General features: G+C 71.8%; 24 protein-coding genes. 4 read left to right on the forward strand and 20 right to left on the reverse strand.

Translation table 11 applies throughout. The features are described 5' to 3' along the window. Positions 1-33: 33 nt before the first annotated feature. The 3 genes from DQ384_RS06590 to DQ384_RS06600 form a co-directional block, all read right to left on the reverse strand. Positions 34-921, reverse strand: a complete 888-nt coding sequence (locus tag DQ384_RS06590) for a polysaccharide deacetylase family protein (RefSeq protein WP_245966280.1) — start codon at positions 919-921, stop codon at positions 34-36. Between the two features lie 30 nt (positions 922-951). After that, entirely contained in the window at positions 952-1,257 is a 306-nt protein-coding gene (locus tag DQ384_RS06595) for a hypothetical protein (RefSeq protein WP_114027788.1), read from the reverse strand. A 255-nt stretch (positions 1,258-1,512) separates the two neighbouring features. Continuing rightward, on the reverse strand, positions 1,513-2,097 hold the full coding sequence (locus tag DQ384_RS06600) for a helix-turn-helix domain-containing protein (RefSeq protein WP_114027789.1): 585 nt from the start codon (positions 2,095-2,097) through the stop codon (positions 1,513-1,515). An 84-nt stretch (positions 2,098-2,181) separates the two neighbouring features. Here DQ384_RS06600 and DQ384_RS06605 point away from each other — a divergent pair, with 84 nt between their 5' ends. Beyond that, positions 2,182-3,024, forward strand: a complete 843-nt coding sequence (locus DQ384_RS06605) for a DMT family transporter (protein ID WP_114027790.1) — start codon at positions 2,182-2,184, stop codon at positions 3,022-3,024. A 74-nt stretch (positions 3,025-3,098) separates the two neighbouring features. On the opposite strand, the gene DQ384_RS06610 is transcribed toward DQ384_RS06605, so the two are convergent. Beyond that, positions 3,099-3,692 (reverse strand): sigma-70 family RNA polymerase sigma factor, encoded by a 594-nt coding sequence (locus DQ384_RS06610; protein ID WP_114027791.1) that lies wholly within the window; start codon positions 3,690-3,692, stop codon positions 3,099-3,101. A gap of 286 nt (positions 3,693-3,978) precedes the next feature. Between DQ384_RS06610 and DQ384_RS06615 the strand changes: the two genes are divergently transcribed. Continuing rightward, entirely contained in the window at positions 3,979-5,052 is a 1,074-nt protein-coding gene (locus tag DQ384_RS06615; protein ID WP_114027792.1) for a PLP-dependent cysteine synthase family protein, read from the forward strand. A 187-nt stretch (positions 5,053-5,239) separates the two neighbouring features. On the opposite strand, the gene ftsY is transcribed toward DQ384_RS06615, so the two are convergent. The 13 genes from ftsY to DQ384_RS06680 all read right to left on the reverse strand — a co-directional run bounded on the left by ftsY (position 5,240) and on the right by DQ384_RS06680 (position 20,161). Further along, entirely contained in the window at positions 5,240-6,427 is a 1,188-nt protein-coding gene (gene ftsY / locus DQ384_RS06620; protein ID WP_114027793.1) for a signal recognition particle-docking protein FtsY, read from the reverse strand. A gap of 111 nt (positions 6,428-6,538) precedes the next feature. Beyond that, a complete protein-coding gene (gene smc, locus DQ384_RS06625; protein ID WP_114027794.1) occupies positions 6,539-10,219 on the reverse strand; it encodes a chromosome segregation protein SMC in 3,681 nt (1,226 codons plus the stop codon). A gap of 292 nt (positions 10,220-10,511) precedes the next feature. Next, complete coding sequence (locus DQ384_RS06630; RefSeq protein WP_114027795.1) at positions 10,512-10,706, reverse strand: hypothetical protein; 195 nt, start codon at positions 10,704-10,706, stop codon at positions 10,512-10,514. A 189-nt stretch (positions 10,707-10,895) separates the two neighbouring features. Beyond that, positions 10,896-11,186: an acylphosphatase gene (locus DQ384_RS06635; protein ID WP_114027796.1), complete on the reverse strand. Its 291-nt coding sequence runs from the start codon at positions 11,184-11,186 to the stop codon at positions 10,896-10,898. Then, positions 11,183-12,058: a bifunctional DNA-formamidopyrimidine glycosylase/DNA-(apurinic or apyrimidinic site) lyase gene (mutM, locus tag DQ384_RS06640; protein WP_114027797.1), complete on the reverse strand. Its 876-nt coding sequence runs from the start codon at positions 12,056-12,058 to the stop codon at positions 11,183-11,185. The genes DQ384_RS06635 and mutM overlap by 4 nt, the downstream gene beginning before the upstream one ends. A 3-nt stretch (positions 12,059-12,061) precedes the next feature. Next, positions 12,062-12,775 (reverse strand): ribonuclease III, encoded by a 714-nt coding sequence (rnc, locus tag DQ384_RS06645; protein ID WP_114028026.1) that lies wholly within the window; start codon positions 12,773-12,775, stop codon positions 12,062-12,064. 268 nt (positions 12,776-13,043) lie between these two features. Next, positions 13,044-13,223, reverse strand: a complete 180-nt coding sequence (gene rpmF, locus DQ384_RS06650) for a 50S ribosomal protein L32 (protein ID WP_114027798.1) — start codon at positions 13,221-13,223, stop codon at positions 13,044-13,046. Between the two features lies 1 nt (position 13,224). Then, positions 13,225-13,806, reverse strand: coding sequence for a YceD family protein (locus DQ384_RS06655; protein ID WP_114027799.1), 582 nt, complete (start codon positions 13,804-13,806; stop codon positions 13,225-13,227). 47 nt (positions 13,807-13,853) lie between these two features. After that, a complete protein-coding gene (coaD, locus tag DQ384_RS06660; protein WP_114027800.1) occupies positions 13,854-14,330 on the reverse strand; it encodes a pantetheine-phosphate adenylyltransferase in 477 nt (158 codons plus the stop codon). Between the two features lie 15 nt (positions 14,331-14,345). Then, a complete protein-coding gene (gene rsmD, locus DQ384_RS06665; protein WP_114027801.1) occupies positions 14,346-14,915 on the reverse strand; it encodes a 16S rRNA (guanine(966)-N(2))-methyltransferase RsmD in 570 nt (189 codons plus the stop codon). A gap of 403 nt (positions 14,916-15,318) precedes the next feature. Then, entirely contained in the window at positions 15,319-16,011 is a 693-nt protein-coding gene (locus DQ384_RS06670; protein WP_220182806.1) for a hemerythrin domain-containing protein, read from the reverse strand. 289 nt (positions 16,012-16,300) lie between these two features. Next, positions 16,301-18,493, reverse strand: a complete 2,193-nt coding sequence (recG, locus tag DQ384_RS06675) for an ATP-dependent DNA helicase RecG (RefSeq protein ID WP_114027802.1) — start codon at positions 18,491-18,493, stop codon at positions 16,301-16,303. Between the two features lie 78 nt (positions 18,494-18,571). Beyond that, entirely contained in the window at positions 18,572-20,161 is a 1,590-nt protein-coding gene (locus DQ384_RS06680; protein WP_114027803.1) for a DAK2 domain-containing protein, read from the reverse strand. 276 nt (positions 20,162-20,437) lie between these two features. Between DQ384_RS06680 and rpmB the strand changes: the two genes are divergently transcribed. Then, on the forward strand, positions 20,438-20,623 hold the full coding sequence (rpmB, locus tag DQ384_RS06685; RefSeq protein ID WP_114028028.1) for a 50S ribosomal protein L28: 186 nt from the start codon (positions 20,438-20,440) through the stop codon (positions 20,621-20,623). Between the two features lie 108 nt (positions 20,624-20,731). Then, the gene (locus DQ384_RS06690) at positions 20,732-21,385 is read left to right on the forward strand and encodes a hypothetical protein (RefSeq protein ID WP_147268675.1); all 654 of its coding nucleotides are present in this window, start codon (positions 20,732-20,734) and stop codon (positions 21,383-21,385) included. Positions 21,386-21,413: 28 nt separating this feature from the next. On the opposite strand, the gene thiD is transcribed toward DQ384_RS06690, so the two are convergent. The 3 genes from thiD to DQ384_RS06705 form a co-directional block, all read right to left on the reverse strand. Further along, positions 21,414-22,184 (reverse strand): bifunctional hydroxymethylpyrimidine kinase/phosphomethylpyrimidine kinase, encoded by a 771-nt coding sequence (thiD, locus tag DQ384_RS06695; RefSeq protein ID WP_181871068.1) that lies wholly within the window; start codon positions 22,182-22,184, stop codon positions 21,414-21,416. 57 nt (positions 22,185-22,241) lie between these two features. Next, positions 22,242-23,648 carry a hypothetical protein gene (locus tag DQ384_RS06700; protein WP_114027806.1) on the reverse strand — a complete coding sequence of 469 codons (1,407 nt, stop codon included), beginning with the start codon at positions 23,646-23,648 and terminating at the stop codon, positions 22,242-22,244. Positions 23,649-23,780: 132 nt separating this feature from the next. Continuing rightward, the gene (locus DQ384_RS06705) at positions 23,781-24,755 is read right to left on the reverse strand and encodes a thiamine-phosphate kinase (protein ID WP_114027807.1); all 975 of its coding nucleotides are present in this window, start codon (positions 24,753-24,755) and stop codon (positions 23,781-23,783) included. Positions 24,756-24,805: the final 50 nt, after the last annotated feature.

Genomic DNA, 24,805 nt, shown 5'->3' on the forward strand with positions numbered 1-24,805 from the left:
CACGGGATGTCCGTGTATCGGTGGAGCATGCCCTCAGGAGCGCTTGTGCTCCTGGTCGGCGGCCTCGCCCGCGTACCGCTTTCCGGCGGCGAGCTCACGGTCGCCGTACAGCTCGGAGACGGTCACGAAGGTGTAGCCCTTGTCCGAGAGCTCGCGCAGCAGGCGGGGGACGGCCTCGACGGTGGTCCTGTGGATGTCGTGCATCAGCACGATCGAGCCGGGCTTGGCCTCCGAGGCTCGGCGGGCGATGAGAGCGCTGTCCTTGTCGCGCCAGTCCAGGGTGTCGACGTCCCACAGGATCTGCGCGAGGCCGGTGCTCCGGGTGACGTCCTCGACCTTGCCGTCCGTGGCGCCGTAGGGCGGGCGCATCAGCCGCATCGTGACGCCCGTGACGGCCTTCACCGACTCCTGGGTGCGTTCGAGCTGGCCCGAGAGCGCCTCGCGCGACAGGGACGGCAGCGAGGGGTGGTCCCAGGAATGATTGCCGAGCTCGTGGCCCTCGGAGACCATGCGCCGCAGGTAGGACCGCGTCACGGGGGTGACCATCTGCCCGACCACGAAGAACGTCGCCTTCGCGTGGTACTCGGCGAGCGTGTCGAGCACCTTGCCGGTGTAGTCGAAGGGCCCGTCGTCGAAGGTCAGCGCCACGCACTTGACCCGCTCGCAGCGGATCGACCTGCGGTGCGGCGCCACGACCGGTCGGGCGCCCGGCCAGCCGGGCTGCTGCGCGATCACCCGCAGCGCCACGAGCGCGGGGTCGACGGCCGCGCGGACCGGCGCGGACGTACGGACACGGACGACCTCATGTCTCTGGCTCCTCCGGATCGGTGCGGACACCTCTCCGCATCCCGACAGGACCAGCGCCATCGAGAGCGAGAGCGGAAACGACAGCCACAGCACTCCAGCCCGACATCCAGCCACCGCACGCTCCCCCCGAAACAGCGGCGGGGGTCACGGATACCTTTCGGCCGTTTCCCCCCGCAGAGTCTTTGCCAGCTCCTCCCACCAGGGAGGAATCTCGGCGTGCAACTCCGCGTAACGACGTGCCACCCGAATGGCACATCCGACCGGATCTGTACCCAGGTGGCGACGTTTCACCACACCCTCCTGCCAACGGTAAAAGCCATCACGAAACGTGACGACCAGCCCGATCCACACAGAAAGGATGGCGTCGTCGCACACCACGTACGCGTCGGTGACTCCCAGCCCCTCGAGCTCAACGCGCAGCTTCGCCATGGCCGCGCGGCAGTCGGTCACCCGTCCACCCCCCGGGCGACCGCCGGCCGGACAGGGGCGCGGCCGCGGATCCGGCCGGGTGGATGACTCTTCAGCGCAGACACAACGATGATGTACCCGTATGCGACGCTCCTTTGCACCACCGTGAGCGAGACGTGATGTGTCCGTGAAATAAAGACTCCGAACACCGCCCCCGCCCCGGCGCGGCCACGAACACAGACTCTCAGGCGCCCCGAACCGCCGCGCCGGAGGCGCGGCCATAAACACAGCCATGTACTAGCTCTGGTCGGGGGTCTGGCGGGGTTCGGTGACGACCATGATGAACCGCAGCCGGCCGTCGGTCTCGTTGGCGTAGCGGTGGGGCCGGTCGGCGCTGAACAGCACCGCCTCGTTGAGCCCGACGACGTGACGGCTGCCGTACACCGACAGGGTCAGGTCGCCCTCCAGGACCGTCAGCATCTCCCGCGTGCCGGCCGGGTGGGCGTCGCCGTCGTGGTACTCCCCCGGCGCGAGCGTCCAGTCCCACATCTCCAGGATCGCCGGGGCGTCGGAGCCCACGAGCAGCCGCGCGGAACCGCCCTGGTCGCTGCGCCAGAGCGTGACGACGTCGGAGGCGTGCACCACGCGGACGACCGGCGTGTCCGACACCTCGACCAGGCGGGCGACCGTGACGCCGAGGGCGTCGGCGATGCGGGTGAGCGTCGTCACGCTGGGGTTGGTGCGGCACTGCTCGATCTGGACGAGCATGCCCCGGCTCACCCCCGACCGGGCGGCGAGCGCGTCGAGGGTCATGCCCCGGTGGGCGCGCTGGGCGCGGACGTTGCTGGCGATCGCCGCCGTGATTGTCTCCGGATCCGGCATGAGTGCAGTCTAGTGACAGTTGTGTGCAATGGATTAGTCCCAATATATTGCACTAACAGTGCAATCCGATGGAGGTGACCCGCAATGGCGGCCGTGTTGCTGGCGACCACCTGCGCCGTCGTGTACGGCATGGCCGACTTCTTCGGCGGTCTCGCCACCCGGCGCTCGCGCGTCCTCGCCGTCGTCCTGCTCACCCAGGTCACCGGGCTGCTGTTCGTGATCCCGCTGCTGCCGATCCTTCCTGGCGCGCCGAGCCCCGGCGCGCTGGCCTGGGGCATGGGGGCGGGGCTGTGCGGCGGGCTCGCCGTCATCTTCTTCTATCGTGCTCTGGCCGGCGGCGTCATGTCGGTGGTGGCGCCGACGACCGCGACCATGTCCGTGGCGCTGCCCGTCCTGGTCGGCCTGATCCTGGGCGAACGCCCGGAGCCGCTCGCGCTCGCCGGGGTGGCGCTCGCGCTCGGCGCCGTGATCCTGGTCGGACGCGACTCCGCCCCCGCGGGCGGCCGGACCACACTCGCGCCCGTCGTCCAGGCGCTCGCGTCCGGCCTCGGCTTCGGCGCGTTCTTCATCCTGCTCAAGCAGGCCCCCGAGGGCGCGGGCCTGTGGCCGCTGTTCGGCGCCCGCTTCGCCTCGATCCTCCTGGTCGCCGCGCTGGCCGTGGTCAGCGGGCGCACGCTGCGGCCCGGTCCGGGGGCGATCCCGACGATCGTCGCCGCCGGCGTCATGGACATGGGGGCCAACGTGCTCTACGTCCTGGCTGCGCAGCGCGGCCTGCTCGTCGTGGTGGCGGTGCTCGTGTCGCTGTACCCGGCCAGCACGCTCCTGCTCGCCCGCTGGGTCCTCAAGGAGCGCCTCAACGCCGTCCAGGCGTCCGGCATCGGCCTGGCCCTCGGCGCCATCGCCCTGATCGCCGTCACCACCACCTGACCGCGCCCGACCTGCCCCGGACATGACGAAGGCCGGCACGGCGGGTGCCCGTGCCGGCCTTCGCCCGACGCGCGTCAGGCCGCCTGGAACTCCGGGGTGAGGCGCACGCCCTCGTCGTGGGCGTAGCCTTCGAGCATCGTCCTGAGCTGGCGGCGGCCACGGTGCAGCCGGGACATGACCGTGCCGATCGGCGTGCCCATGCGCTCGGCGATCTCCTTGTACGCGAAGCCCTCGACGTCCGCGAGGTACACCGCGACCCGGAAGTCCTCCGGGAGGGACCGCAGGGCGTTCATGACCACGCTGTCTGGGAGCTGCTCCAAGGCCTCGGTCTCGGCGGAGCGCAACCCGGTCGACGTGTGGGACTCGGCGGCGGCGAGCTGCCAGTCCTCGATGTCCTCGGCGGCCGACAGCTTCGGCGACCGCTGCTGCTTGCGGTAGTCGTTGATGAAGTTGTTCGTCAGAATGCGGTGCAGCCACGCCTTGAGGTTCGTCCCCGGACGGAACTGGTGGTAGGACGTGTAGGCCTTGGCCACCGTCTCCTGCACGAGGTCCTCGGCGTCCGCCGTGTTGCGCGTGAGGCGCATCGCGGACGCGAAAAGCTGGTTGGTGACGGGCATGACGTCACGCTCGAACCACGCTCGACGCTGCTGTTCGGTCATCGAGATCATCTAATCCCCCTCAAACCTGCCTGACCCCCGTTACCCGTCCGGCATGAACCCATGCAGGTTCGGTAACCGCTTTACTCCATCTGACGGCTGATCACATGCTCATGGTTCACCCATAAGAGTGACGTTAAGGGTTGTAGCTGGTCAGGAGGGTCATGAAGCGATTGGCCGGCGGTGGCGACATCACACCGGAGGCCGGACAAGTCTCATTATAGTAACAGACATCACCCAAAACGGTGCAAAGTGTGGTAGGGCTCACACGGAACCGGTCAGCCGGTACCGTGGCGACATGAAGCACGTGGACCGGCACGATCCGACGACGCGGGAATGGGTGGCCGAGGCGATCCGCACGGTCGAGGCGGACGCCAACCGCAGTTGTGACACCCACCTGCACGTCTTCCCGCTACCCCCGCGCTGGGGCGTCGACCTCTACCTGAAGGACGAGTCCGTCCACCCCACCGGTTCACTGAAACATCGCCTGGCCAGGTCCTTGTTCCTGTACGGCCTCGCCAACGGGCACATCGGCCCCTCCACCACCGTCGTGGAGGCGTCCAGCGGCTCGACCGCCGTCAGCGAGGCGTACTTCTGCCGCATGCTCGGCCTGCCGTTCGTCGCGGTCATGCCCGCGTCCACCTCGCCGGAGAAGATCGCGCTCATCGAGTTCTACGGCGGCAAGTGCCGGCTCGTGGACGACCCGAAGGCGATCTACGAGGAGTCCCGCCGCCTGGCCGAGGAGACCGGCGGCCACTTCATGGACCAGTTCACCTACGCCGAGCGCGCCACGGACTGGCGGGGCAACAACAACATCGCGGAGAGCATCTACCAGCAGATGTCCCTGGAGCGCCATCCGGAGCCCGCCTGGATCGTCGTCGGCGCCGGCACCGGCGGCACGTCGGCCACCATCGGCCGCTACATCCGCTACCGGCGCCACGCCACCCGCCTGGCCGTCGTGGACCCGGACGGGTCGGCGTTCTACCCGGCCTGGGTCGGCGGCGAGGACGGCGTGACGGCGCGCGGATCGCGGATCGAGGGCATCGGCCGCCCGCGTGTCGAGCCGTCGTTCCTGCCGACGGTCATCGACCGCATGATCCAGGTGCCGGACGCCGCCTCGATCGCCGCCATGCGCTGGGTGCGGGAGGTCACCGGGCTGGACGCCGGCGGGTCCACCGGCACCAACGTCGCGGCGGCCGTGGACCTCATCAAGGAGATGCGCGCGAACGGTCAGCGTGGAAGCGTGGTGACCCTGATCTGCGACGGCGGCGAACGCTACCGGGGCACGTACGGAAACGACGGCTGGCTCGCCGAGCACGGGATCGACGTCGACCCCCCGCTCGGCGAGCTCCGCGCCTTCCTCAGCTCCTGACCGTGCCCATGGCGCGGCCTCCGGCCACGCGGTGAGGGCGCCCTGGAGCCGGCGTTCTTCCGTCGTCACTCGGAAGGGGCTCGTTCCTCACCCCTTCCTCCCTCCTCCTCCAGAACACCGGCGCACCCTCACACGCCCATGGCACGGCCTCCGGCCACGCGGTGAGGACGCCCCGGAGCCGGCGCTCTCAGGGGCGGGCGTCGCCGTTCCCCAGGATCGCGTCCACGAAGACCTCGGCGTCGAAGGGCGCCAGGTCGTCGGGGCCCTCGCCGAGGCCCACCAGCTTGACCGGGACGCCGAGCTCGCGCTGGACCGAGACGACGATGCCGCCCTTGGCCGTGCCGTCCAGCTTGGTCAGCACGATGCCGGTGACGTTCACCACCTCGGCGAACACCTGGGCCTGCCGCAGGCCGTTCTGACCGGTCGTGGCGTCCAGCACGAGCAGCACCTCGTCCACCGTGGCCTTCTTCTCGATGACGCGCTTGACCTTGCCGAGCTCGTCCATGAGGCCGGTCTTGGTGTGGAGGCGGCCGGCGGTGTCGACGATGACGGTGTCGACCTTGTCGTCGATGCCCTTGCTGACCGCGTCGAAGGCCACCGACGCCGGGTCGGCGCCCTCGTCCTTGCGGACGACCTCAGCGCCGACCCGCTCGCCCCAGGTCTGGAGCTGGTCGGCCGCGGCGGCGCGGAACGTGTCGGCCGCGCCGAGGACGACCTTGCGGCCGTCACCGATGAGCGCGCGGGCGAGCTTGCCGGTGGTGGTGGTCTTGCCGGTGCCGTTGACGCCGACCACGAGCACGACGGCGGGACGCTCGCCGTGCGGCGCGGTGTGCAGCGTGCGGTCCATGTCGGCGCCGATGAGCGTGAGCAGCTGCTCGCGCAGCAGGCCGCGCACCTCGCCGTGGTCGCGGGAGCCGAGCACCTTGACCTTGGTGCGGAGCTCCTCGACCATCGCGCGGGTGGGCCCGACGCCGACGTCGGCGGTGATCAGCGTGTCCTCGACCTCGTCCCAGACGTCGTCGTCGAGGCGGTCGCGGGACAGCAGCTCGAGCAGGCCCTTGCCGAGGGAGGTCTGCGAACGGGCCAGCCGGGCGCGCAGGCGCACCATGCGGCCCGCCGACGGGGGCGGGATCTCGATCTCGGGGACCACCACGGGCTCCACCGGCCTGGCCGGGGGCGGGATGGTGGTCGTGACGGTGTCGTCCTCGATCACGCCGGTGGGCGGGGCCTGTTCGCGCTCCGGGAGCGTCGGCGCCTGCGGCGGCTTGACCGGCGGCGCGTGCCGTTCCCTGGGCCGGAACAGCAGGAACATGCCACCCGTCGCGAGCAGCGCGACGAGGATGACGATCAGAATGATGCCAAGATACCCATCCACAGAAGTCAGTTTTCCAGACGGGCGGAGGTGGTGACGCCCGGGCTCGCCCACCGTGCGGCCGTTATACCGATATTTCCTGACTTCTAGGCCGAAGTTGGAAGGTCAGCGGGTTCAGGCGCTTTCCCGCTCACGAAGCCGCTGGCTGACCACCTGCGTGACCCCGTCCCCGCGCATGCTGACCCCGTACAGCGCGTCCGCGATCTCCATCGTCCGCTTCTGGTGCGTGATCACGATGAGCTGGGAGCTCTGCCGGAGCTCCTCGAACAACGTGAGCAGCCGCTGGGTGTTGGTGTCGTCCAGCGCCGCCTCGACCTCGTCCATGACGTAGAACGGCGACGGGCGGGCCTTGAAGATGGAGATCAGGAACGCCACGGCCGTCAGCGACCGCTCACCGCCCGACAGCAGGGACAGGCGCTTGACCTTCTTGCCCGGCGGCCGGGCCTCCACGTCGACCCCCGTGGTCAGCATGTCGGAGGGGTCCGTCAGCAGCAGGCGCCCCTCGCCGCCGGGGAACACGCGCGTGAAGATCGTCTCGAACTCGCGGGCGACGTCCTCGTACGCGGCCGTGAACACCTGCTCGACCCGCTCGTCGACCTCCTTGACCACGAGCATGAGATCGCGCCGGGTCTTGCGCAGGTCTTCGAGCTGGGAGTTCAGGAAGGTGTGCCGCTCCTCCAGCGCCGCGAACTCCTCCAGCGCCAGCGGGTTGACCTTGCCGAGCTGCGTCATCTGCTTCTCGGCCGTCCGTGCCCGCTTCTCCTGCTCCTCGCGGACGTACGGCACCGGCTCGCCGTCGCCCACCGGCACCGGCTGGTCGGGGCCGTACTCGGAGGTCAGGGCGTCCACCTCCACGCCGTACTCCTCCATGGCCCGGGTCTCCATCTGCTCCAGGCGCAGCCGCTGCTCGGTGCGCGCGACCTCGGTGCCGTGCACGCGGTTGACCAGCTTGTCCAGGTCGCCGGAAAGCTCCCGCACCCGCACCCGGACGGCCTTCAGCTCGGCGTCGATCTCGCCCCGGGCCCGCTCGGCGTCGTCGCGCTCCTCGGCGGCGGCCGCCAGGGAAGCCTCCAGCACCCCGAGGGCGCGCCCGGCGCCGTGGACCACGGTCGCGGCCACCTGGGCCTGCGCGCGGCGGCGCTCGCGCAGCGCGGCGGCCCCGGCACGCTCCTCCCGCTCGCGCCTGGCCGCCCGCATGAGCTGGTCGGCGCGGCCCGCGATGCCCTTGACCCGCTCCTCAGCGGTCCGGACCGCCAGGCGGGCCTCCATCTCGGCCTGCCGGGCGACCGAACAGGCCGAGGCCAGCTCGTCGCGCGTCTCGGTGGTCGGCTCGGCCGCGAGCTCGTCGGCGTACTCGGCCTCGGCGAGGCGCTCCTCCAGCTCCACCACGCCCGCCAGGTCGCGGTCGCGGGCCTCCTCGGCGGCGGCGACGTTCTTGGCCAGCCGCTCGCATTCCTGGCTCGCGGCGTTCGCGGCGGCGTCGAGCTGGGCCAGCCTCCGGGCCACGGCGGCGAGCCTCTGGTCGGCCTCGCGCTGCCTGGCGCGCACCCTGTCCAGGACGCCCTGCGCCGCCTTCACCCCGGCCTGGGCGGCGTCGACGCCCGTCTGGGCCTGCGCCGCGCGCGCCTGGGCGGCCTCCACGGCCTGCTGGGCGGCGCGCTCGGCCTCGGCGGCGTCCTCCAGCGCGGTGGCCGTGTGCTCGGCCGTGGCGCCGGCCTCGGCCAGGGCCGCCACCGCCTCGTCCAGCGCGGTGCGCATCTGCATGACGGACGTGCCCCCGCCCGACCCGCCGTAGGCGTAGTGGGCGCCCACGAGGTCGCCGGCCCAGGTGACCGCCCGCAGGTCGGGCCGCTCCTGGACGAGCCGCGTCGCGGCGGGCAGGTCGTCCACCACGACGACCCCCGCCAGCAGGCCGTCCGCGGCCGGGCGCAGCGTGTCCGGCACGGTGACCAGGTCGGCGGCCCACTCGGCGCCGTCGGCCGGGGCGGGCCGCGTGACCGGCGCGTCCGAGGCGACGACCAGGCCCGCACGGCCCGCGCCCTTGGCCCGCAGCAGCTCAAGCGCCTCCACCACCGTCGCCTGCGACTCGACGGCCACCGCCTCCGCGGCGGCGCCCAGCACGGCCGCCACGGCCGTCTCGGCCCCGGACCGCACGGTCATCACGGCGGCGAGCGGCCCGAGCACGCCGGGCAGGCCGGCCGCCAGCAGCGCCGCGCCGCCGTCCGCCCCCTGCGAGAGGCCCATCTCCAGGGCGTCGCGCCGGGCGTCCAGGGCGGCCAGGCCGCGCTGCGCCTCCTGGTCGGCCGCGCGGGCCGCGCCCACCGCCGACCTCGCCTCGGCCAGCGCCTTCCTCGGGACCTCCACCGCCGCCCTGGCCTCCTGGACCGCGGCCCTGGCCTCCTCGACCACCGCCTCGGCCTCGGCGACGCCCTCCTGCGCCCGCGCCAGTTCCTCGGCCAGGCCGGGCTCGGCGGCGGGGTCGGCCTCGCGCTCGGCCTCGTGGTCCTCACGGGCGCGCTCGCTGCGCTGCCGCGCCTCCGACAGGGCCTTGCCGAGGCGCCCGATCTCCTCCTCGGCGGCCCTCGCGCGTCCACGCACCGCGGCGACCTCGCCCCTCAGCCGGGCCAGGCTCTCGCGCCGGTCGGCCGCCGCGCGCGCCGCCGCGGCCAGGCGCCGCTCCTCGCCCGCCAGCGCCTCCTCGGCCTCCGTACGCCGCCAGACGGCCTGTTCGAGGATCGCCTCGGCTTCCTCCAGCTCCGCCTTGAGCATCTCTTCGCGCTCGCGGACCTCGGCGGCCTCGCGCTCGTAGTCCTCCGGGTCGCGCCCGCGCCGCTCGATCGACGCCGCCTCGATCGCGTGCCGCTGCCGCTCGCTCGCCAGGGTCTCGACGCTGTGGAGGCGCTCCTTCAGGGCGGCGAGGCGGTAGTAGGTCTCCTGGGCGGCGGCCAGGCGGGGCTGGGCCGTGCTCTCGGCGGCCTCCAGCTCGGCCTCGCGCGTCTGGCCGGTCTCCAGCTCGGCCTCGACCTCGGCGCGGCGGACGCGCACGGCGGCCTCGTCGGCGGCCTCCTGGTCGAGGCGGGTGCGCAGCCGCACGACGTCGTCGGCGAGCAGGCGCAGGCGGGCGTCGCGCAGGTCCGCCTGGATCACCGCGGCCTTGCGCGCGATCTCGGCCTGGCGGCCCAGCGGCTTGAGCTGGCGGCGCAGCTCGTTCACCAGGTCCTGGACGCGGGTCAGGTTGGCCTGCATGGCGTCGAGCTTGCGCAGCGCCTTCTCTTTGCGCTTGCGGTGCTTCAGGACGCCCGCGGCCTCCTCGATGAACGCCCTGCGCTCCTCGGGGCCCGCGTGCAGCACGGTGTCGAGCTGACCCTGGCCCACGATGACGTGCATCTCGCGGCCGATGCCGGAGTCCGACAGCAGTTCCTGGATGTCGAGGAGCCGGCAGGTGTCACCGTTGATCGCGTACTCGCTCTGGCCCGACCGGAACATCAGCCGGCTGATCGTGACCTCGGTGTAGTCGATCGGGAGCGCGCCGTCGGTGTTGTCGATCGTCAGCGTGACCTCGGCGCGGCCGAGCGGCGGCCTGGAGGACGTGCCGGCGAAGATGACGTCCTCCATCTTGCCGCCGCGCAGCGACTTGGCGCTGTGCTCGCCCATGACCCAGGCGAGCGCGTCCACGACGTTGGACTTCCCCGAGCCGTTGGGCCCGACCACACAGGTGATGCCGGGCTCGAAGCGCAGAGCGGTCGCCGAGGCGAAGGACTTGAAGCCGCGCAGCGTGAGGTTCTTCAGATACACCCGCCGCCGACCTCCCCGCCCAGCCTATGCCCAGATCACCCCGTGACCCGGACGATCCATGCGGGCACACTACTCGCTCGGCAAGGTCCTGGTGGCCCAGACATCCCGGTTGAACAAGGACCAGGCCAGGTACACCACGCCGCACGCACGCGGAACGGAGAGGGCGCCATAGGCACGACGGGCCTCACGCGCGCGGCCGGAGCCCGCGCCTCAGGCACAGGAAAATGATCTATGACAACACAAAGGGACGCCTTTGGGGGGCGTCCCTAACGGTGTGTTGCCGTACCGAACCTCAGGTGAGGGCCGGCTCGCGATCCTGCAGACGGGTGAACTCCTCGTCCCGCGACTGTGCCGCGAGAGCGTCGTTCTGCGCCTGGAGCCTTGTGAGCTCAGCCTCCAGATCCCGGATCCGCTGCTGGAGACGGCGCATTTCCGAGACCATCCGAGGGTCGAGACCGCCGACGTGGCCGAGTAGAGCCTTCGCCATGGTTAAGGGTCCTCCACGCTGAGTGACCAAACTGGGTCGCGCACTTGTAACCGCGGGAGGGGTGCGCGTGTTTCCTCTCAAGAGTCGCACCGGCGATGGAGGCGGTCAAGTTGAACGCTCCCCATGAATGCACCAATGGGCACTCCCGACATGTAAATATACCGCATTTAGGGGGTTTAAGGGAAGCGGCTACCGCTCCACAAATCCACCAAAACCACCTCGAACCGGCGTCCAGCGCTCCACCACTGCATCTACCCGCCCCGGCGTCGCACCACCCCTGAGCAGGGCGAGGAGCTTCTCACACGCCTCGCGAGGACCCTCCGCGACGACCTCGACCCGGCCGTCGGCCAGGTTGGACGCCGATCCCACCAGGCCGAGCTCCAGGGCCCGCGCCCGGGTCCACCAACGGAATCCGACCCCTTGGACGTGACCACGAACCCACGCATTGAGACGTACGTCACCCGTGTCCGAAATGCTCATTGAAGTGTCCTGGGTTGACATCGCGGGCAACTGTACGAAGACCTGTTCATGAACGCTTCGCGCAGGACGGGCGCGCCGCAGCGTCCGCAGGGCTCGCCCTCGCGGCCGTACACGTTGAGCGAGCGGTCGAAGTAGCCGCTCTCGCCGTTCACGTTGACGTACAGGCTGTCGAACGAGGTGCCGCCCTGGACGAGGGCCTCCCCCATCACCTCGCGCACCGCCGCGAGCAGCTCGGCGGCCTTACGGGCGCTCAGCGCCCGGGTGGGCGTCCGGCCGTGCAGCCGCGCCCGCCACAGCGCCTCGTCGGCGTAGATGTTCCCGACCCCGCTGATCAGCGACTGGTCGAGCAGGGCGCGCTTGATCTCGGTCTGCCGGACGGCCAGCTTCCGCGCGAACGCGTCGTCGTCGAAGGCGTCCTCCAGCGGGTCGGCCGCGATGTGGACGATCGGCTCGGGCACCGAGCGCGCCAGGGGCACCAGCGGCGCCACCAGCAGGTGCCCGAACGTGCGCTGGTCGACGAACCGCAGCTCGGGACCGCCGTCGTCGAAGCTCAGCCGCACCCGCAGGTGCTTCTCCACCGGAGACGCCGGGTCCACGACCAGGAGCTGGCCGCTCATGCCCAGGTGGGCGAGCAGGGAGTCGACGGCCTCGCCGGGCCTTCCGGCCTCGCCCAGGGGCATCCAGAGGTACTTGCCGCGGCGCTCGGCCGACAGCAGGGTGCGGCCCGCGAGCCTGCCGGCGAACTCGGCGGCCCCCGGCACGTGCCTGCGGATCGCGCGGGCGTGCAGCACCTCGGCCCCCACGATCGTGCGGCCCGCGACCCAGCGTGACAGGCCGCGCCGTACGACCTCGACCTCGGGCAGCTCGGGCATGATCTAGCTTGCCGCCTTCTCCAGCTTCTCGCGGGCCTCGCTGCGCGCGCGGATCGCCGTCCACGCGGCCTCGGCGGCCTGCTGCTCGGCTTCCTTCTTGCTGCGCCCCGCGCCCGAGCCGTACTCCTGGCCGCCCACCCGGACGACCGCGGTGAACGACTTGGCGTGGTCGGGGCCGCTCTCGTCGACGTGGTACTCGGGGACGCCGAGCATCTCGGAGGCCGTCAGCTCCTGCAGCGAGGTCTTCCAGTCCAGGCCCGCGCCGAGCGACGCCGAGCGCACGATGAGCGGGTCGAACAGCAGGTGGACCACGCGGAACGCCTCGTCGAGGCCCTTGTCGACGTAGACGGCGCCGATCAGCGCCTCCAGGGTGTCGGCGAGGATCGAGGACTTGTCACGGCCCCCCGTGCCCTCCTCGCCCCGGCCGAGGCGCATGAAGCGGCCGAGGTCCAGGGTGCGGGCGACGTCGGCGAGCGCGCGCATGTTGACCACCGCGGCCCGAAGCTTGGCGAGCTGCCCCTCGGGCAGGTCGGGGTGCCCCCGGAACAGCGTGTCGGTGACCACCAGGCCCAGCACGGAGTCGCCCAGGAACTCCAGGCGCTCGTTGGTGGGCAGGCCACCGTTCTCGTAGGCGTACGAGCGGTGCGTCAGCGCCCGCTCCAGAAGGTCATCATCCAGCCGGACGGCGAGGACGTTGAACAGCTCGTCCCTCGCGATCTCAACGGCGACCGGCTTTCCACCTGCGGCCACGTCTCCTCCTCGGACGGGTTTCTCCGGCCGTCACGCAGCACGTCACGACCATGGTCGCGATGGCGGATAACGCGGGAAGTGCCCGAAAACGTGGTGGACGCCGGGAGATTGCGGCAACCCCGGCGCCCACCACGGCCGCGGGCGAACCGCCACCGCACGCCTTCCACGGCGGACGGTCATGCCGGCCGGATGACGTCGCATCCGGCCGCATCACCGGCCACCGCGGGGGGCGTGATCAGGCCGACGGCTCGATGACCTGACGGCGGTTGTAGGTGCCGCAGGTCGGGCAGGCGACGTGCTGCAGCTTCGGCGACCGGCACTGATTGCAGCTCACGAGCGCGGGCGCGGCGGTCTTCCACTGCGCGCGGCGGGCGCGGGTGTTGCTGCGCGACATCTTCCGCTTGGGGACGGCCACGTCAACCCTCCTGGTCTTTCTTGTCGTTTTCGTTCTGACTATGCAAACTCCGCAGCGCCGCCCAACGGGCGTCGACCTTCTCGTGCCCGTGGTCAGGACCGGCCTCGGCCAGCTTGACCCCGCACTCCACGCACAACCCGGGGCAGTCTTCACCGCACACCGGGCTCAGCGGCAGCGCGAGCACCACCGCATCGCGGAACGTCGGTTCCAGGTCGAGAAGCTCGCCATCGAGGAGCAGATCGTCCTCGGCGGCGTCCTCCGCGGAGTAGAAGAAGAGCTCCTGGAACCCGACCTCGATATCCGAGTTCAGTGGATCCAGGCAACGCGAGCATTCCCCGCTGAGCGGAGCCGTCGCCGTGCCCGTGACGAGCACGCCTTCCATCACCGCCTCGAGCCGCATGCGCAGCTCGATCTCGGCGCCCTCAGGGACGCCGATCATGCCGACGGTGAGATTCGCCGGTGCCGGGAGCGCACGAGAGATCTGGCGCATAGATCCCGGTCGTCGCCCCAGATCGTGGGTGGAGATCACCCATGGGGCTCGGGGGTCGAGGCTATGCAGCGTCTTCCTGCTCTCTTGAGGCATGGCGAATCCCGCCGTCGTACAAGGCCGATTAGAAAGGATACCAGGACTCAGCCGCGCAGCCGCTCGACGAGCATCTGGCGGACGAGTTCGGGCACGAGCCCGGAGACGTCCCCGCCGTAGCGGGCGATCTCCTTCAGCCTGCTCGACGACAGGAACGAGTATTCGGGATTGGTCGACATGAACAGCGTCTCGACACCCGACATCCGGTAGTTGAGCTGGGCCATCTGCAACTCGTAGTCGAAGTCGCTGACGGCGCGCAGACCCTTCACGATGGTCGGGATGCCCTGCTGCTTGCAGAAGTCGACCAGCAGCCCGTAGAACTTCTCCACGCGCACGTTGCCGTACTCGCGGGTGACCGCCTCCAGCGTCTGGATGCGCTCGTCGACGGTGAACAGGCTCTTCTTCTCGACGTTGATCAGCACCGCGACGACGACCTCGTCGTAGAGCCGGGACGTCCGGCCGATGATGTCGAGATGGCCGTTGGTTACGGGATCGAAGGACCCCGGGCAGACGACACGACGCAAGGCTTACCCCCAGTTTCACTGGTTCCCGGCGGCGCGACCGTACCAAACGGACGCTTCACCATATCGACGGACCCTCTCCTCTTCGAAGCCCGAGGGCCAGATCAGATCCTTCCCGCGTGACTCGCGCTCCACCGCGACCAGGGCGTCCTCGGCGAGCCAGCCGTTGTCGCGCAGCCGCTCCAGGACCTCCTGGACGGCCTCGTCGGTGACCGCGTACGGCGGGTCGGCGAACACGAAGTCGTACGGCTCCGGGCACGGGGCGGCCACCACCCGCTCGACCCGGTCGCCCGTCACCACCGCCCCGGCCAGGCCGAGCGTCGCGATGTTGGCCCGGATCGTCCGGATCGCCTTGGCGTCGTTCTCCACCAGCAACGCGTGCGCGGCGCCGCGCGACAGCGCCTCCAGGCCGACCGCGCCCGACCCGGCGTACAGGTCGAGCACGCGCGCGCCGTCCAGCGGCCCCAGCAGGGAGCCGACGGTCGAGAACAGGCCCTCCCGGGCGCGGTCGCTGGTCGGCCGCGTGCCACGCCCCGGGGGGACGGAGATGCGCCGCCCACCGGCGGTCCCTGCGATGACTCGGGTCACCTGCCCATTCTCGCCGCCCCGCGCGGGCGGCGGGTCCTCAGGTCAAGAGTGGCCAAGTGTCGGCGACGAATGCGCAAGGGTCGTTCCCCCGGGCCGTCCGAGACCACATGATGAGTTCTGCGGCCTTCATGGTGACCCAGGGGAAGGCCGACCGGCGTGATCGTGAGCCCTTCCGCGCGCCGGTGCCCTCGGCACCTGACCCGAGGGTGGGCCCAGCCGGGGACGGCATTCGGGGGGAGGCCGTCCCAAGGCTGGGCCCTGGGTCATTTTCATTGCCCAGGGCCACGCCCTGTCCGGGGCCCGAGCACGCCCGGCCGGCCCTCGACCCGATTCCTGGCACCCCGGCGCCAAGAGCCACGACCGCGAAGCCGATCGCGAGCCGAACCTGTGGCCGATGAGTCGATCAAGCCGGCGGAGGTACGGGTTCCCGCCTGAGAAACGCGGGCGTCGAAGCGTCCCAGGAGGGGACTCTGAGAGCGTTCAGGGCGTCCACGATGCGTCTTTCCTCGTAGACGAAGTGCGACTCCAGGATGGCCGCCAGGCCGTCCAGCTCCCCCAGCACCCGCCGCGCCTCGGCCGCCGGATCCGCACCGCCTCCGGCCCCCAGCCCGTCGAGCAGCTCCTGCAGCCTTCGCAGGATGTCCTCGACCATGCGATGGTCCTGCTTCAGCAGCTCCAACGTCGGACGCAGCTCAGGGAACCGCTCGGCGAGCACGACGAACGCCCCGCCGTCCTCACCGGTGTGATGCCGCGTAACCGCCGAGCAGAACGCCGAACAGTGCGCCCGCAACTCCCGCGCACCGGGCGAACTCCCCCCTCGCGCGGCGAAGCCATTCGGATTCCGGCCGTACCCGTCCGGGCCCGCTGAACTTCCACCATGGCCGTCCGAACCCGCCGGAGTCCGGCCAGCCCCGTCGAGAAACGCCCCGACCTCGGCCCGCACCCTGGCCAGTTCCTCGCGTAGCCAGCCATGTACCTCGATCAACTGCCGCCCGAACGCGGTGACCCGGGCATCCGAATGATCACCAAGCGCGGCGGAAGAACCATCCGGTCCGATAGATGTACTCATGGTCATCCCATGATCCGGCGCCTCCATGCCCACGACGGTCTCTTGGCCGGGTGCACCGCGACGCTGACCGAATCCCACCACCGCGCCCCGCCCCCCGCAACCCACGAACATGTTGAAGTAGCCACGGGCGTAGTCGCTTCTGTACGGAGGAGCTCGTCGTCCTCATCGTTTTCCTCTGGTGGCTTGCAAGGACCGAGTCCTTTGAGCAGCGCCGTGAAGATCTTCTCGCCGGTGGTGTCGCCGCCGTGGATCAGCGCCGACAGGACGGCCGGCTCCGGGTTGGCCCGCGCCTGTTCCAGATGAGGCGAGGAGGGGGTCAGGTTTTTTCGAGGTAGTCGGAGCGGGTGTCCGACAGGAGGCGGTCGAGTTCGGTTTTGAGGGGTTCGTGGGCTTCGAGGGTGGGGTCGGCGGCCAGGAGGGCGGTGGCTTCCTCGCGGGCGGATCTGATGATCTCTTCGTCGCGCAGGAGCTGGAGCATCTTGAGGGACGATCGGCGGCCGGACTGGGCGGCGCCCAGCACGTCGCCCTCGCGGCGCTGTTCCAGGTCGACGCGGGAGAGCTCGAAGCCGTCCAGGGTGGCGGCCACCGCGTCGAGCCGGCCGCGGGCAGGGGTGTCCGGGGGGAAGTCGGTGACGAGCAGGCACAGGCCGGGCAGCCCGCCCCGGCCCACGCGGCCGCGGAGCTGGTGGAGCTGGGAGACGCCGAACCGGTCGGCGTCCATGATCACCATCACCGAGGAGTTCGGGACGTCGACGCCGACCTCGATCACGGTGGTGGCCACCAGCACGTCGATCTCGCCCCGCGTGAACGCGCGCATGATCGCGTCCTTCTCCTCGGGGGCCAGCCGCCCGTGCAGGGCCTCGACGCGGAGCCCGGACAGCGGGCCGCCCGCGAGCATCGGAGCGACCTCCATGACCGCGAGGGGCGGCCGGCGCTCGTCGCCCCCGCGCGCGTCGCCGCCGAAGTCGCCGTCGAGGTCGCCCTCGTCGCCTTCCAGGTCGCCGATGCGGGGGCACACGATGTACGCCTGCCGCCCGAGGCCGACCTCCTCGCGGATGCGGGCCCACGTGCGGTCGAGGTAGTGGGGCTTGTCGGCGGCGGGCACGACGTGGGTGGTGATCGGCGCGCGCCCCGAGGGGAGCTGGCTCAGGGTCGAGACCTCCAAGTCGCCGAACACCGTCATGGCCACCGTGCGCGGGATCGGCGTGGCCGTCATGACCAGCACGTGGGGACGCCCGCCCCCGGCCTTCTCGCGCAGCGCGTCACGCTGCTCGACGCCGAAGCGGTGCTGCTCGTCGACGACGACCAGGCCCAGGTCGGCGAACTGGACGTGCTCCTGGAGCAGGGCGTGGGTGCCGACGATGACGCCGGCCGCCCCGGAGGCGGCGTCGAGCAGCGCCGCGCGCCGCCCGGCCGCGCCCATCGAGCCGGTGAGCAGGGTGACGGCCGTGCCGCCGAAGACGCCACCGGTGCCGAGGTCGCCCAGCATGCGGATGATCGACCGGTGGTGCTGCTGGGCGAGCACCTCGGTGGGGGCGAGCAGCACCGCCTGCCCGCCGGCGTCCACGACCTGGAGCATCGCGCGCAGGGCCACGACGGTCTTGCCCGCGCCCACCTCCCCCTGGAGCAGGCGGTGCATGGGATGGTCGCGCGCGAGTTCGGCGGCGATCTGGTCGCCGACCTCGACCTGGCCGTCGGTGAGCTTGAACGGGAGCCGCCCGTCGAAGTCGGCGAGCAGCCCGTCGTCGCGGCGGGGCCTCGGAGTGGCGGGCCACGCGGCCGCCGCCTGCCGCCGCCGGGCCAGAACGGCCTGCAGGGTGAACGCCTCGTCGAACTTCAGCCGCTTGCGTGCCCGCGACACGTCCTGCTGGTCGCGGGGCCGGTGGACGGCTTCGAGCGCCTCGGCGAGGCCGGCCAGGCGATGTCGGACGCGGACCTCGTCGGGCAGCGGGTCGGGCAGGGGGCCGAGCGTATCGAGCACGACGCCGATCGCGCGGCGGATCACCCAGGACGAGATGCCGCCCGCCGCCGGGTAGATGGGGACGGGCGCGGCGGCGAACTCGGCGGCCGAGGCCTCGGTCTCCTCGAAGGGCTCGAACTCGGGGTGGTTGAGCTGCCACTTGCCGGTGTCACCGCGACCGAAGCGCCCGACCTTTCCGGAGAACATCGCGCGCGTGCCCGGCTGGAGCCTGCCCTCGACGACGTGCGAGACCCTGCCGAAGAACGACAGGTAGATCTTGTTGCGCCGGCCGTCGACGACCTCGACCTCCAGCCACGTGCCGGAGCGGTTGCGCATGGGCTTGCGCATCAGCCGGGAGACCTCGCCCACCACGGTGACGTGCTCGTCGACCTCCAGGGCGTCGAGCGTGGTGAGCTCGCCCCGCTCGGCGTACCGCCGGGGGTAGTGGCGCAGCAGATCGCCGACCGTGGTGATGTTGAGCGAGCTTTCGAGGGGCTTGGCCGTCTTGGGGTCAAGCGCCTTGATGAGCGGCTCGTCGAAACGCGTCACGTCAACCAGTTCTACCGCTCCGGGCCGACAAGAAGGGCCGTTCGCCCGCACGTGGCCCGCGCCGCACGAGCCGGCCGGTCACTCGACTCCGATGAGCAGCGGATAGCCGCCCTGACCGCCCTCGTGGACGGCGACCTCCACGTCAGGACGCGCGGTGTCCAGGTGGGCCTGGACGGCCCGGGCGAGCGCGTCACCGCCGTCCACGCCGGTGATCAGGGTGACCAGCTCGCTGCCGGAGGAGAGCATGCCGGAGGTGATCCGCACGGCGACGTCCTCCAGGGCGTCGCCGATCAGGGCGACGTCGCCGTCGATCACGCCGACCACATCCCCGGGGCGGCACACGCCGGCGCTGGTCATGGCGGCGCGGTCGGCGACCCAGACGTGCCCGTGGCGGGTGTGCCCGGCGGCGTCGGTCATCGCCACCAAGTCGTCGTCGAAGCGGCGCAGCGGGTCGTGGACGGCGAGCGCGGCCAGCCCCTGGACGGTGGCCTTGGTGGGCAGGACGCTGACGACGGCCCCGTCCTCGCGGGCGATCTCGGCCGCGGCCCGCGCGACGGCGTTGACCCCGGTGTCGTTGGGCAGCACCACGACCTCGGTCCCGGCCCGCCGGATGGCCTCCAGCACCGGGGCGAGCGGCGGGCTTGACCCGGGTTCGCGGCGCACGACCACGGCCCCGGCCTCCTGGAAGAGCCGGGCGATGCCGTCCCCGGCCGCCACGGCGACCACTCCCCTGCCGTGCCCGGCGCGGTGGGGCCGCGCGGGGGCGTCGAGGTAGGTCACCTTGACGCGGTACGGCCGCCCGGCGCGCAGGCCCGCCTCGACGGCGGCCCCGGCATCGTCCACGTGGACGTGCACGTTCCACAGGCCGTCTCCGCCGACGACCACGAGGGAGTCTCCGAGGGCGTCGAGTTCGGCGCGCAGCTCGGACACGGCGGCGTCTCCGGCCTCCAGCAGGTACATCACCTCGTAGGACGGCCCCTGCACGGCGACCGGCTCCGGCCTGGCTGCGGGGGCGGGCACCTCGTACCGGCCCGCGTACGAATCGGTGATCACCGACGCCAGCGCCTCGACGATCACGGTCAGCCCGGCGGCGCCCGCGTCCACGACGCCGTTGCGGGCGAGGACGTCGAGCTGCGCGGTGGTGCGTCCGAGCGCGGCGCGGGCGGCGGTGGCGGCCTTCCCGGCCACGTCGGCGAGCTGGTCGGACGCCTCTTCGACGGCCCCCGCCACCGCGCTGAGCACGCTGAGGATCGTGCCCTCGACGGGCCTGGCGACGGCGTCGCGCGCGGTCTCGGCGGCCCGCGCGAGACCTTTGCGCAGGTCACGGCCAGTTCCGGCCGCGCCGCCGAGTACATCGGACATGCCGCGCAGCGCCTGGCTGACGATCACTCCGGAGTTGCCCCTGGCGCCGAGCAGGGCTCCGTGGGCGAGGGTGCGCCAGGTGTGCTCGGCGTCGGCGCCCGCGGGCAGGCCGTCCACGGCCTCGGCGGCGGAGAGCATCGTCAGGTGGAGGTTCGTCCCGGTGTCGCCGTCGGGGACGGGGAACACGTTCAGCGCGTCGATCTCGGCCCGCACCCGGCCGAGGGCGTCGGCGCACAGCAGCGCCCAGCGGCGGACGGCCTCGGCGCCGAGGACCTGAAGGGGCTCCTGGACGCGCTCCGAAGGCATTGCGGCTCCCTTTACTCGGCGCACCGGGCGCATGCAGACGGATGCGGACGGATGCGGACCTCCCGTCGTGCTCTCGTCGGGCGGCGCGGGCGGCGCGACCGCCGATGATGCGCTACGGTTGGTGGTACGAGATTATCCCCGTTCGCCGCTTCCCTCGTTTCGCGTGCCGGTGGTGGCATCGGATACCCTCGTGTAGCTAGCCGGTTGTCCCGGCGTGCCCGACCACCGCTTCTACCTCGGTTTCGGGCCTCTCGACTGATCTAAGGAGCGATGACCGTGGCTTCCGTCTGCGACGTTTGCGGCAAGGGGCCGATCTTCGGCAACAACATCTCGCACTCGCACCGCCGCACCCGCCGCCGCTGGAACCCCAACATCCAGCGTGTGCGCGCCATGGTGGGCAGCACGCCGAAGCGGCTGAACGTGTGCACCTCCTGCATCAAGGCCGGCAAGGTCACCCGCTGACCCTGGCTTTCCGCTCGGCCCGTCGTCCTCGCGTGAGGCGGCGGGCCGTCGTCGTTCACCGCCGCGATTCAGGGCGTGGCGCGGGGCGCGATGGGTAGCTAATCCCTCGTGCTGAATCCGCCCATGCGCCTGAGCGTGAACGCCTCCACAGGCCAGAAGGTCACCGTGTCGGTCATCGGGCTGCTCTTCCTCGGTGTGCTCGGCGGCATCGCCGGCGTCGCGGCCCTCGCTCTCAGAAGAACCGAGTCCGGCTTCGCCGCCGACGGGTTCGCGCCGTCGCCGTTCGACCCCGACGTGAGCGGGTTCCCCTCGACGGCGATCAAGGGGCTGTTCGCCGTGGCCGCCGTGCTGATCGTCGGATGCCTGGTGACCATGGTGCTCGGCACGTATCGGCGGCAGGCGGTCCTCGACGGCACCGTGCTGGAGGTACGGGGCCTGCTGGGCACGCGCCGGGCGGACCTCGCGACGTCCCGGGTGTGGATCGACTCCGAGCCGGAGTACGTCAGGAGCCCGCACGGCGAGGGCAACATCCCCACCGGGCGGCGCGTCCCCCACCTCATGGCCGAGGATCCGCTCAGCGGCCGCAAGGTCCGCCTGCGCCTGCACAGCATGGCGCGCACCCTGCTGCCGCCGCACGAGCTGAACGCGCTCGCCGAGGCCGTGGAGTCCGGCTCCCGTGCCGACGCGGAGGCTTCGCAGGCGGCCAGGACCGCGACGATGCTGCGCCGCCTCGCCGACGACCCGATCGCCCGCCTGCTCTAGGAGCCGGCCGTCCGCGGGAGCGGCGGGGTCAGCGCCAGCGCCAGGCGTGGTCGACAGGCCCGATGCCCGCGCCCAGCGGGAACCCGTGCGCGATCGCCCCGGTGACGTACTGCTTGGCCTTGCCCACGGCCCCCGGGACGTCCTCGCCGAGCGCGAGGTGGGAGGCGATGGCCGAGGCCAGTGTGCAGCCGGTGCCGTGGGTGTGCCGGTTGTCGTGCCGCTCGGCGCGGAAACGGAACTCGCGGGTGCCGTCGGTGAGCAGGTCGACCGGCGGGCCGGGCAGGTGGCCGCCCTTGACCAGCACCCACGCGGGCCCGAGCTCCAGCATGGCCTCGGCCGCGGGGCGCAGGCCGTCCTCGTCCTCGACCTTCACCGACGTGAGCTGCTCGACCTCCCACAGGTTGGGGGTGACGACGGTGGCGACGGGCAGCAGGCGGGTCTTCACGACGTCCACCGCCTCGGGGGCGAGCAGCGGGTCGCCGTGTTTGGAGACGCCCACCGGGTCCACCACGACGGGCGCGTTCACCCCGGCCAGCACCTCGGCGACCAGCGTGACGAGCCGCGGGGACGCCAGCATGCCGGTCTTGACGGCCTCGGCGCCGATATCGCCGAGCACGGAGTCGAGCTGGGCGCGCACGGCCTCGGGCGGCAGCTCCCAGTAGCCCTGGACGCCGACGGAGTTCTGGGCGGTCACGGCGGCGATCACGCTCATGCCGTGCACGCCGAGCGCGAGCATCGTCTTCAGATCGGCCTGGATGCCCGCGCCTCCGCCGGAGTCGGACCCTGCGATCGTCAGCACACGGGGAGGAGTCACCCGTCCATCAAACCAGGCGCGCGACGGCCGTACGCCCCGGGACTACCCCCGGATCCCCGCGCCGTCCGGGTCCGCGCTGATCTGGCACCTGCCCTCGGCGAGCCCGCAGGTGCCGGGGACGGTGGCGTCGCCGTCGGCCGTGAACGAGATGACGATGGACTCGTCCACGCCGAGCGGATCGGCCGAGGTCAGCACCAGCGTGTCGCCGTCCTGCTCCCAAATGGCTCCCCGCGCGGCGGTGACGACCCCGCCGACGGGCACCCGCAGCGTCCACCCGTCCAGCGCCGGGCCCGTGTTGACGACCGAGAGCCTGCCCGTGTAGCCGGTGTCGCTGAGGTCGGCGACGCCGAAGTCGACGGCGACGCGGCCGGGCGTGATCGGCCGGCCGTCGTCGGACATCGGGCTCACCTCGGGGGACTGCTGGGGCTGCGTGGGCTGCGCGGTGATGGACGGCTCGGAGGTCCGCAGGGGCTCGGAGTCCTGCGTGGCCCGGGGGTTCTCCGGGGTTCCGTTCTGCTGCTGCTTGGGGGTGGGGTCGGACTCCGGGGTGCTCCGGTCCGCCGTGCTGGGCCTGGGGGTCGGGGTCGCGCGGGTGCGCTGCGGGGTGGGGCGCGTGGAGGGTTCGCGACGCCGCGTGCCCTGGGGCGCCGTCGGGTCCGCCGAGCCGGTCGGGGACTCCGTGTCTGGCGAGGCGGGGTCCGTGACGGACGGGTCGGTCGTGGGGCCATCTCCCAGATCGGTCCCGGCGCCTGCCGAGGGTACGCCCTGGGCCACGGACGCGCAGGCCCGGCCCTCGGGACAGTCCGTGGTGGTCATGTCGAGCCGGGTGGACGACAGCTTCACGCCGATGACGGTGGCGGTGACGGCCATCGCGACGGCGACGGCGGACATGACGGCGATGGAGCGTCCCCGGCGTCCCTTTCGTTGCCCGGTCCCCGTGTGACGGTCCGTCCGCCTGGCGCGCCGCCGGCCGCCGGGCTCGGGGGCGCGCCGCCCTGCCTCGGGACCGGGGACGCGGCCGACCCGCAGGATCTCGCCCGTGTGCGGGTACGCGCCGGTCTCCCCCGCGGACGGCTCCGCCCGCGTCCCCCTGGCCTCGGGGAACGGCCCGACAGCCGTCATCTGACCGGTGTGCGGGAACGGATCCCCGGCCTCAGGGAGGGAGCCCACGGCCGCCATCTGGCCCGTGTGGGGGAAGGGGTCGGCGGGTGGGGGCGGTGGGCCCGTGGCGCTCATGACCGCGGACGGGCGCTCCCACGCGCGCGGCCAGGTGGACGCGGCGGGTTCCTCGGGAGGCACGGCGGCGGGAGCGGGCTCCGCGAAGAGGGCGGGGTCGTTCAGCCATTCCTGGGTGCCGCGCTCGTCGTCCCATGCGGGGTTGCCGTGCTCGTCCCAGCCGTCACCGTCGTCGGCCCCCCGGCCTCGGGGCGTGTGGCGTCCGCGTCCCATGAAGCGCCCTTCTCGAAAAATTACAGCGCCCCACTTCATAACACCTTTAACACGTCTTTGTCACAATTTTCACGAGACTGATGCACTTCATCGACTGTCACACAGGCCGCGGACCACCCGGTCGGCGGCCCCTCACGACCGGAAGTGGTCCCACCCTCCGTACGCCTCCTCATGGCCGCTGACCTGCACACCTTCCCCTTCGGTGATCCGCCCGACCACCTGCCACTCCGCGGGAAGCCGTACCTCGGGAGGGAAGACGGCCGCGAGCGCGTGATCCTCGCCACCCGTGAGCATCCACCGCAGCGGGTCCTCCCCCAGCTCCGCCGCGGCGGCGGCCAGCGGCTCGTCCGGGGACAGGGTGCGGGCGTCGATCTCGACGCGCACGCCGCTCGCCTCCGCGATGTGGCCGACGTCCTGGAGCAGCCCGTCGCTGACGTCCAGCATCGCCGTGGCGCCGAGCGCGGCGGCGGCGGGCCCGCAGGCGTACGGCGGGCTGGGACGGCGGTGCGCGTCCTCCAGCTCGGCGAACCGCGCGGACGTCCCGGCGCGGCCCGCGAGGAACAGCGCGAGCCCCGCCGCCGCGCGCCCGAGCCGGCCCGCCACGGCGAGAACCTGCCCCGGACGCGCGCCCGACCGCGTGACGGGGGCGCGTCCGCCCAGGTCGCCGAGGGCGGTCACGCCGAGCACGATCCGCTCGGAGCGGACGATGTCCCCCCCGGCGACGCTCGCCCCGATGGGCGCGCACTCGTCCCTGAACCCGTCGGTCAGCCCGTCGAGCCAGTCCGTCGGCAGGTCTCCGGGCAGGCCCAGGCCCACGACCAGGGCGGTCGGGGCGGCGCCCATCGCGGCGACGTCGGCGAGGTTCTGCGCCGCCGCCTTCCTGCCGACGTCGTACGGGCTGGACCAATCGCGGCGGAAGTGCCTACCCTCGAGTAGGAGATCCGTCGTCACGACTATCCGTCCATCGGGAGCACGAAGGACCGCGGCGTCGTCGCCAGGACCGAGCAATACCGCCGGAAATTGAGGCAGGCGTCCGATAATACGTGCAATGATCCCGAATTCACCAAGATCTGCGACTGTGATAGCACACCTCCAGGTGTGTTCCATGTACGGTGGCGAGTCGGCACTGATCTAGATACGGCATTGACACGATAGAC

Origin of the sequence: Sphaerisporangium album, from assembly GCF_003323745.1 — a bacterium.
Taxonomy (GTDB): Bacteria; Actinomycetota; Actinomycetes; order Streptosporangiales; family Streptosporangiaceae; genus Sphaerisporangium; species Sphaerisporangium album.

Bases quoted from the DNA above. Each gene is read 5' to 3' on its own strand.
- mutM (WP_114027797.1), bottom strand. From the start codon at position 12,058: ATGCCCGAGCTGCCCGAGGTCGAGGTCGTACGGCGCGGCCTGTCACGC.
- DQ384_RS06605 (WP_114027790.1), top strand. From the start codon at position 2,182: ATGGCGGCCGTGTTGCTGGCGACCACCTGCGCCGTCGTGTACGGCATG.
- DQ384_RS06705 (WP_114027807.1), bottom strand. From the start codon at position 24,755: ATGGAACACACCTGGAGGTGTGCTATCACAGTCGCAGATCTTGGTGAA.
- DQ384_RS06670 (WP_220182806.1), bottom strand. From the start codon at position 16,011: ATGGAGGCGCCGGATCATGGGATGACCATGAGTACATCTATCGGACCG.
- DQ384_RS06655 (WP_114027799.1), bottom strand. From the start codon at position 13,806: ATGCCTCAAGAGAGCAGGAAGACGCTGCATAGCCTCGACCCCCGAGCC.
- DQ384_RS06630 (WP_114027795.1), bottom strand. From the start codon at position 10,706: ATGGCGAAGGCTCTACTCGGCCACGTCGGCGGTCTCGACCCTCGGATG.
- DQ384_RS06615 (WP_114027792.1), top strand. From the start codon at position 3,979: ATGAAGCACGTGGACCGGCACGATCCGACGACGCGGGAATGGGTGGCC.
- DQ384_RS06700 (WP_114027806.1), bottom strand. From the start codon at position 23,648: ATGGGACGCGGACGCCACACGCCCCGAGGCCGGGGGGCCGACGACGGT.
- DQ384_RS06680 (WP_114027803.1), bottom strand. From the start codon at position 20,161: ATGCCTTCGGAGCGCGTCCAGGAGCCCCTTCAGGTCCTCGGCGCCGAG.
- DQ384_RS06610 (WP_114027791.1), bottom strand. From the start codon at position 3,692: ATGATCTCGATGACCGAACAGCAGCGTCGAGCGTGGTTCGAGCGTGAC.
- DQ384_RS06600 (WP_114027789.1), bottom strand. From the start codon at position 2,097: ATGCCGGATCCGGAGACAATCACGGCGGCGATCGCCAGCAACGTCCGC.
- DQ384_RS06635 (WP_114027796.1), bottom strand. From the start codon at position 11,186: ATGAGCATTTCGGACACGGGTGACGTACGTCTCAATGCGTGGGTTCGT.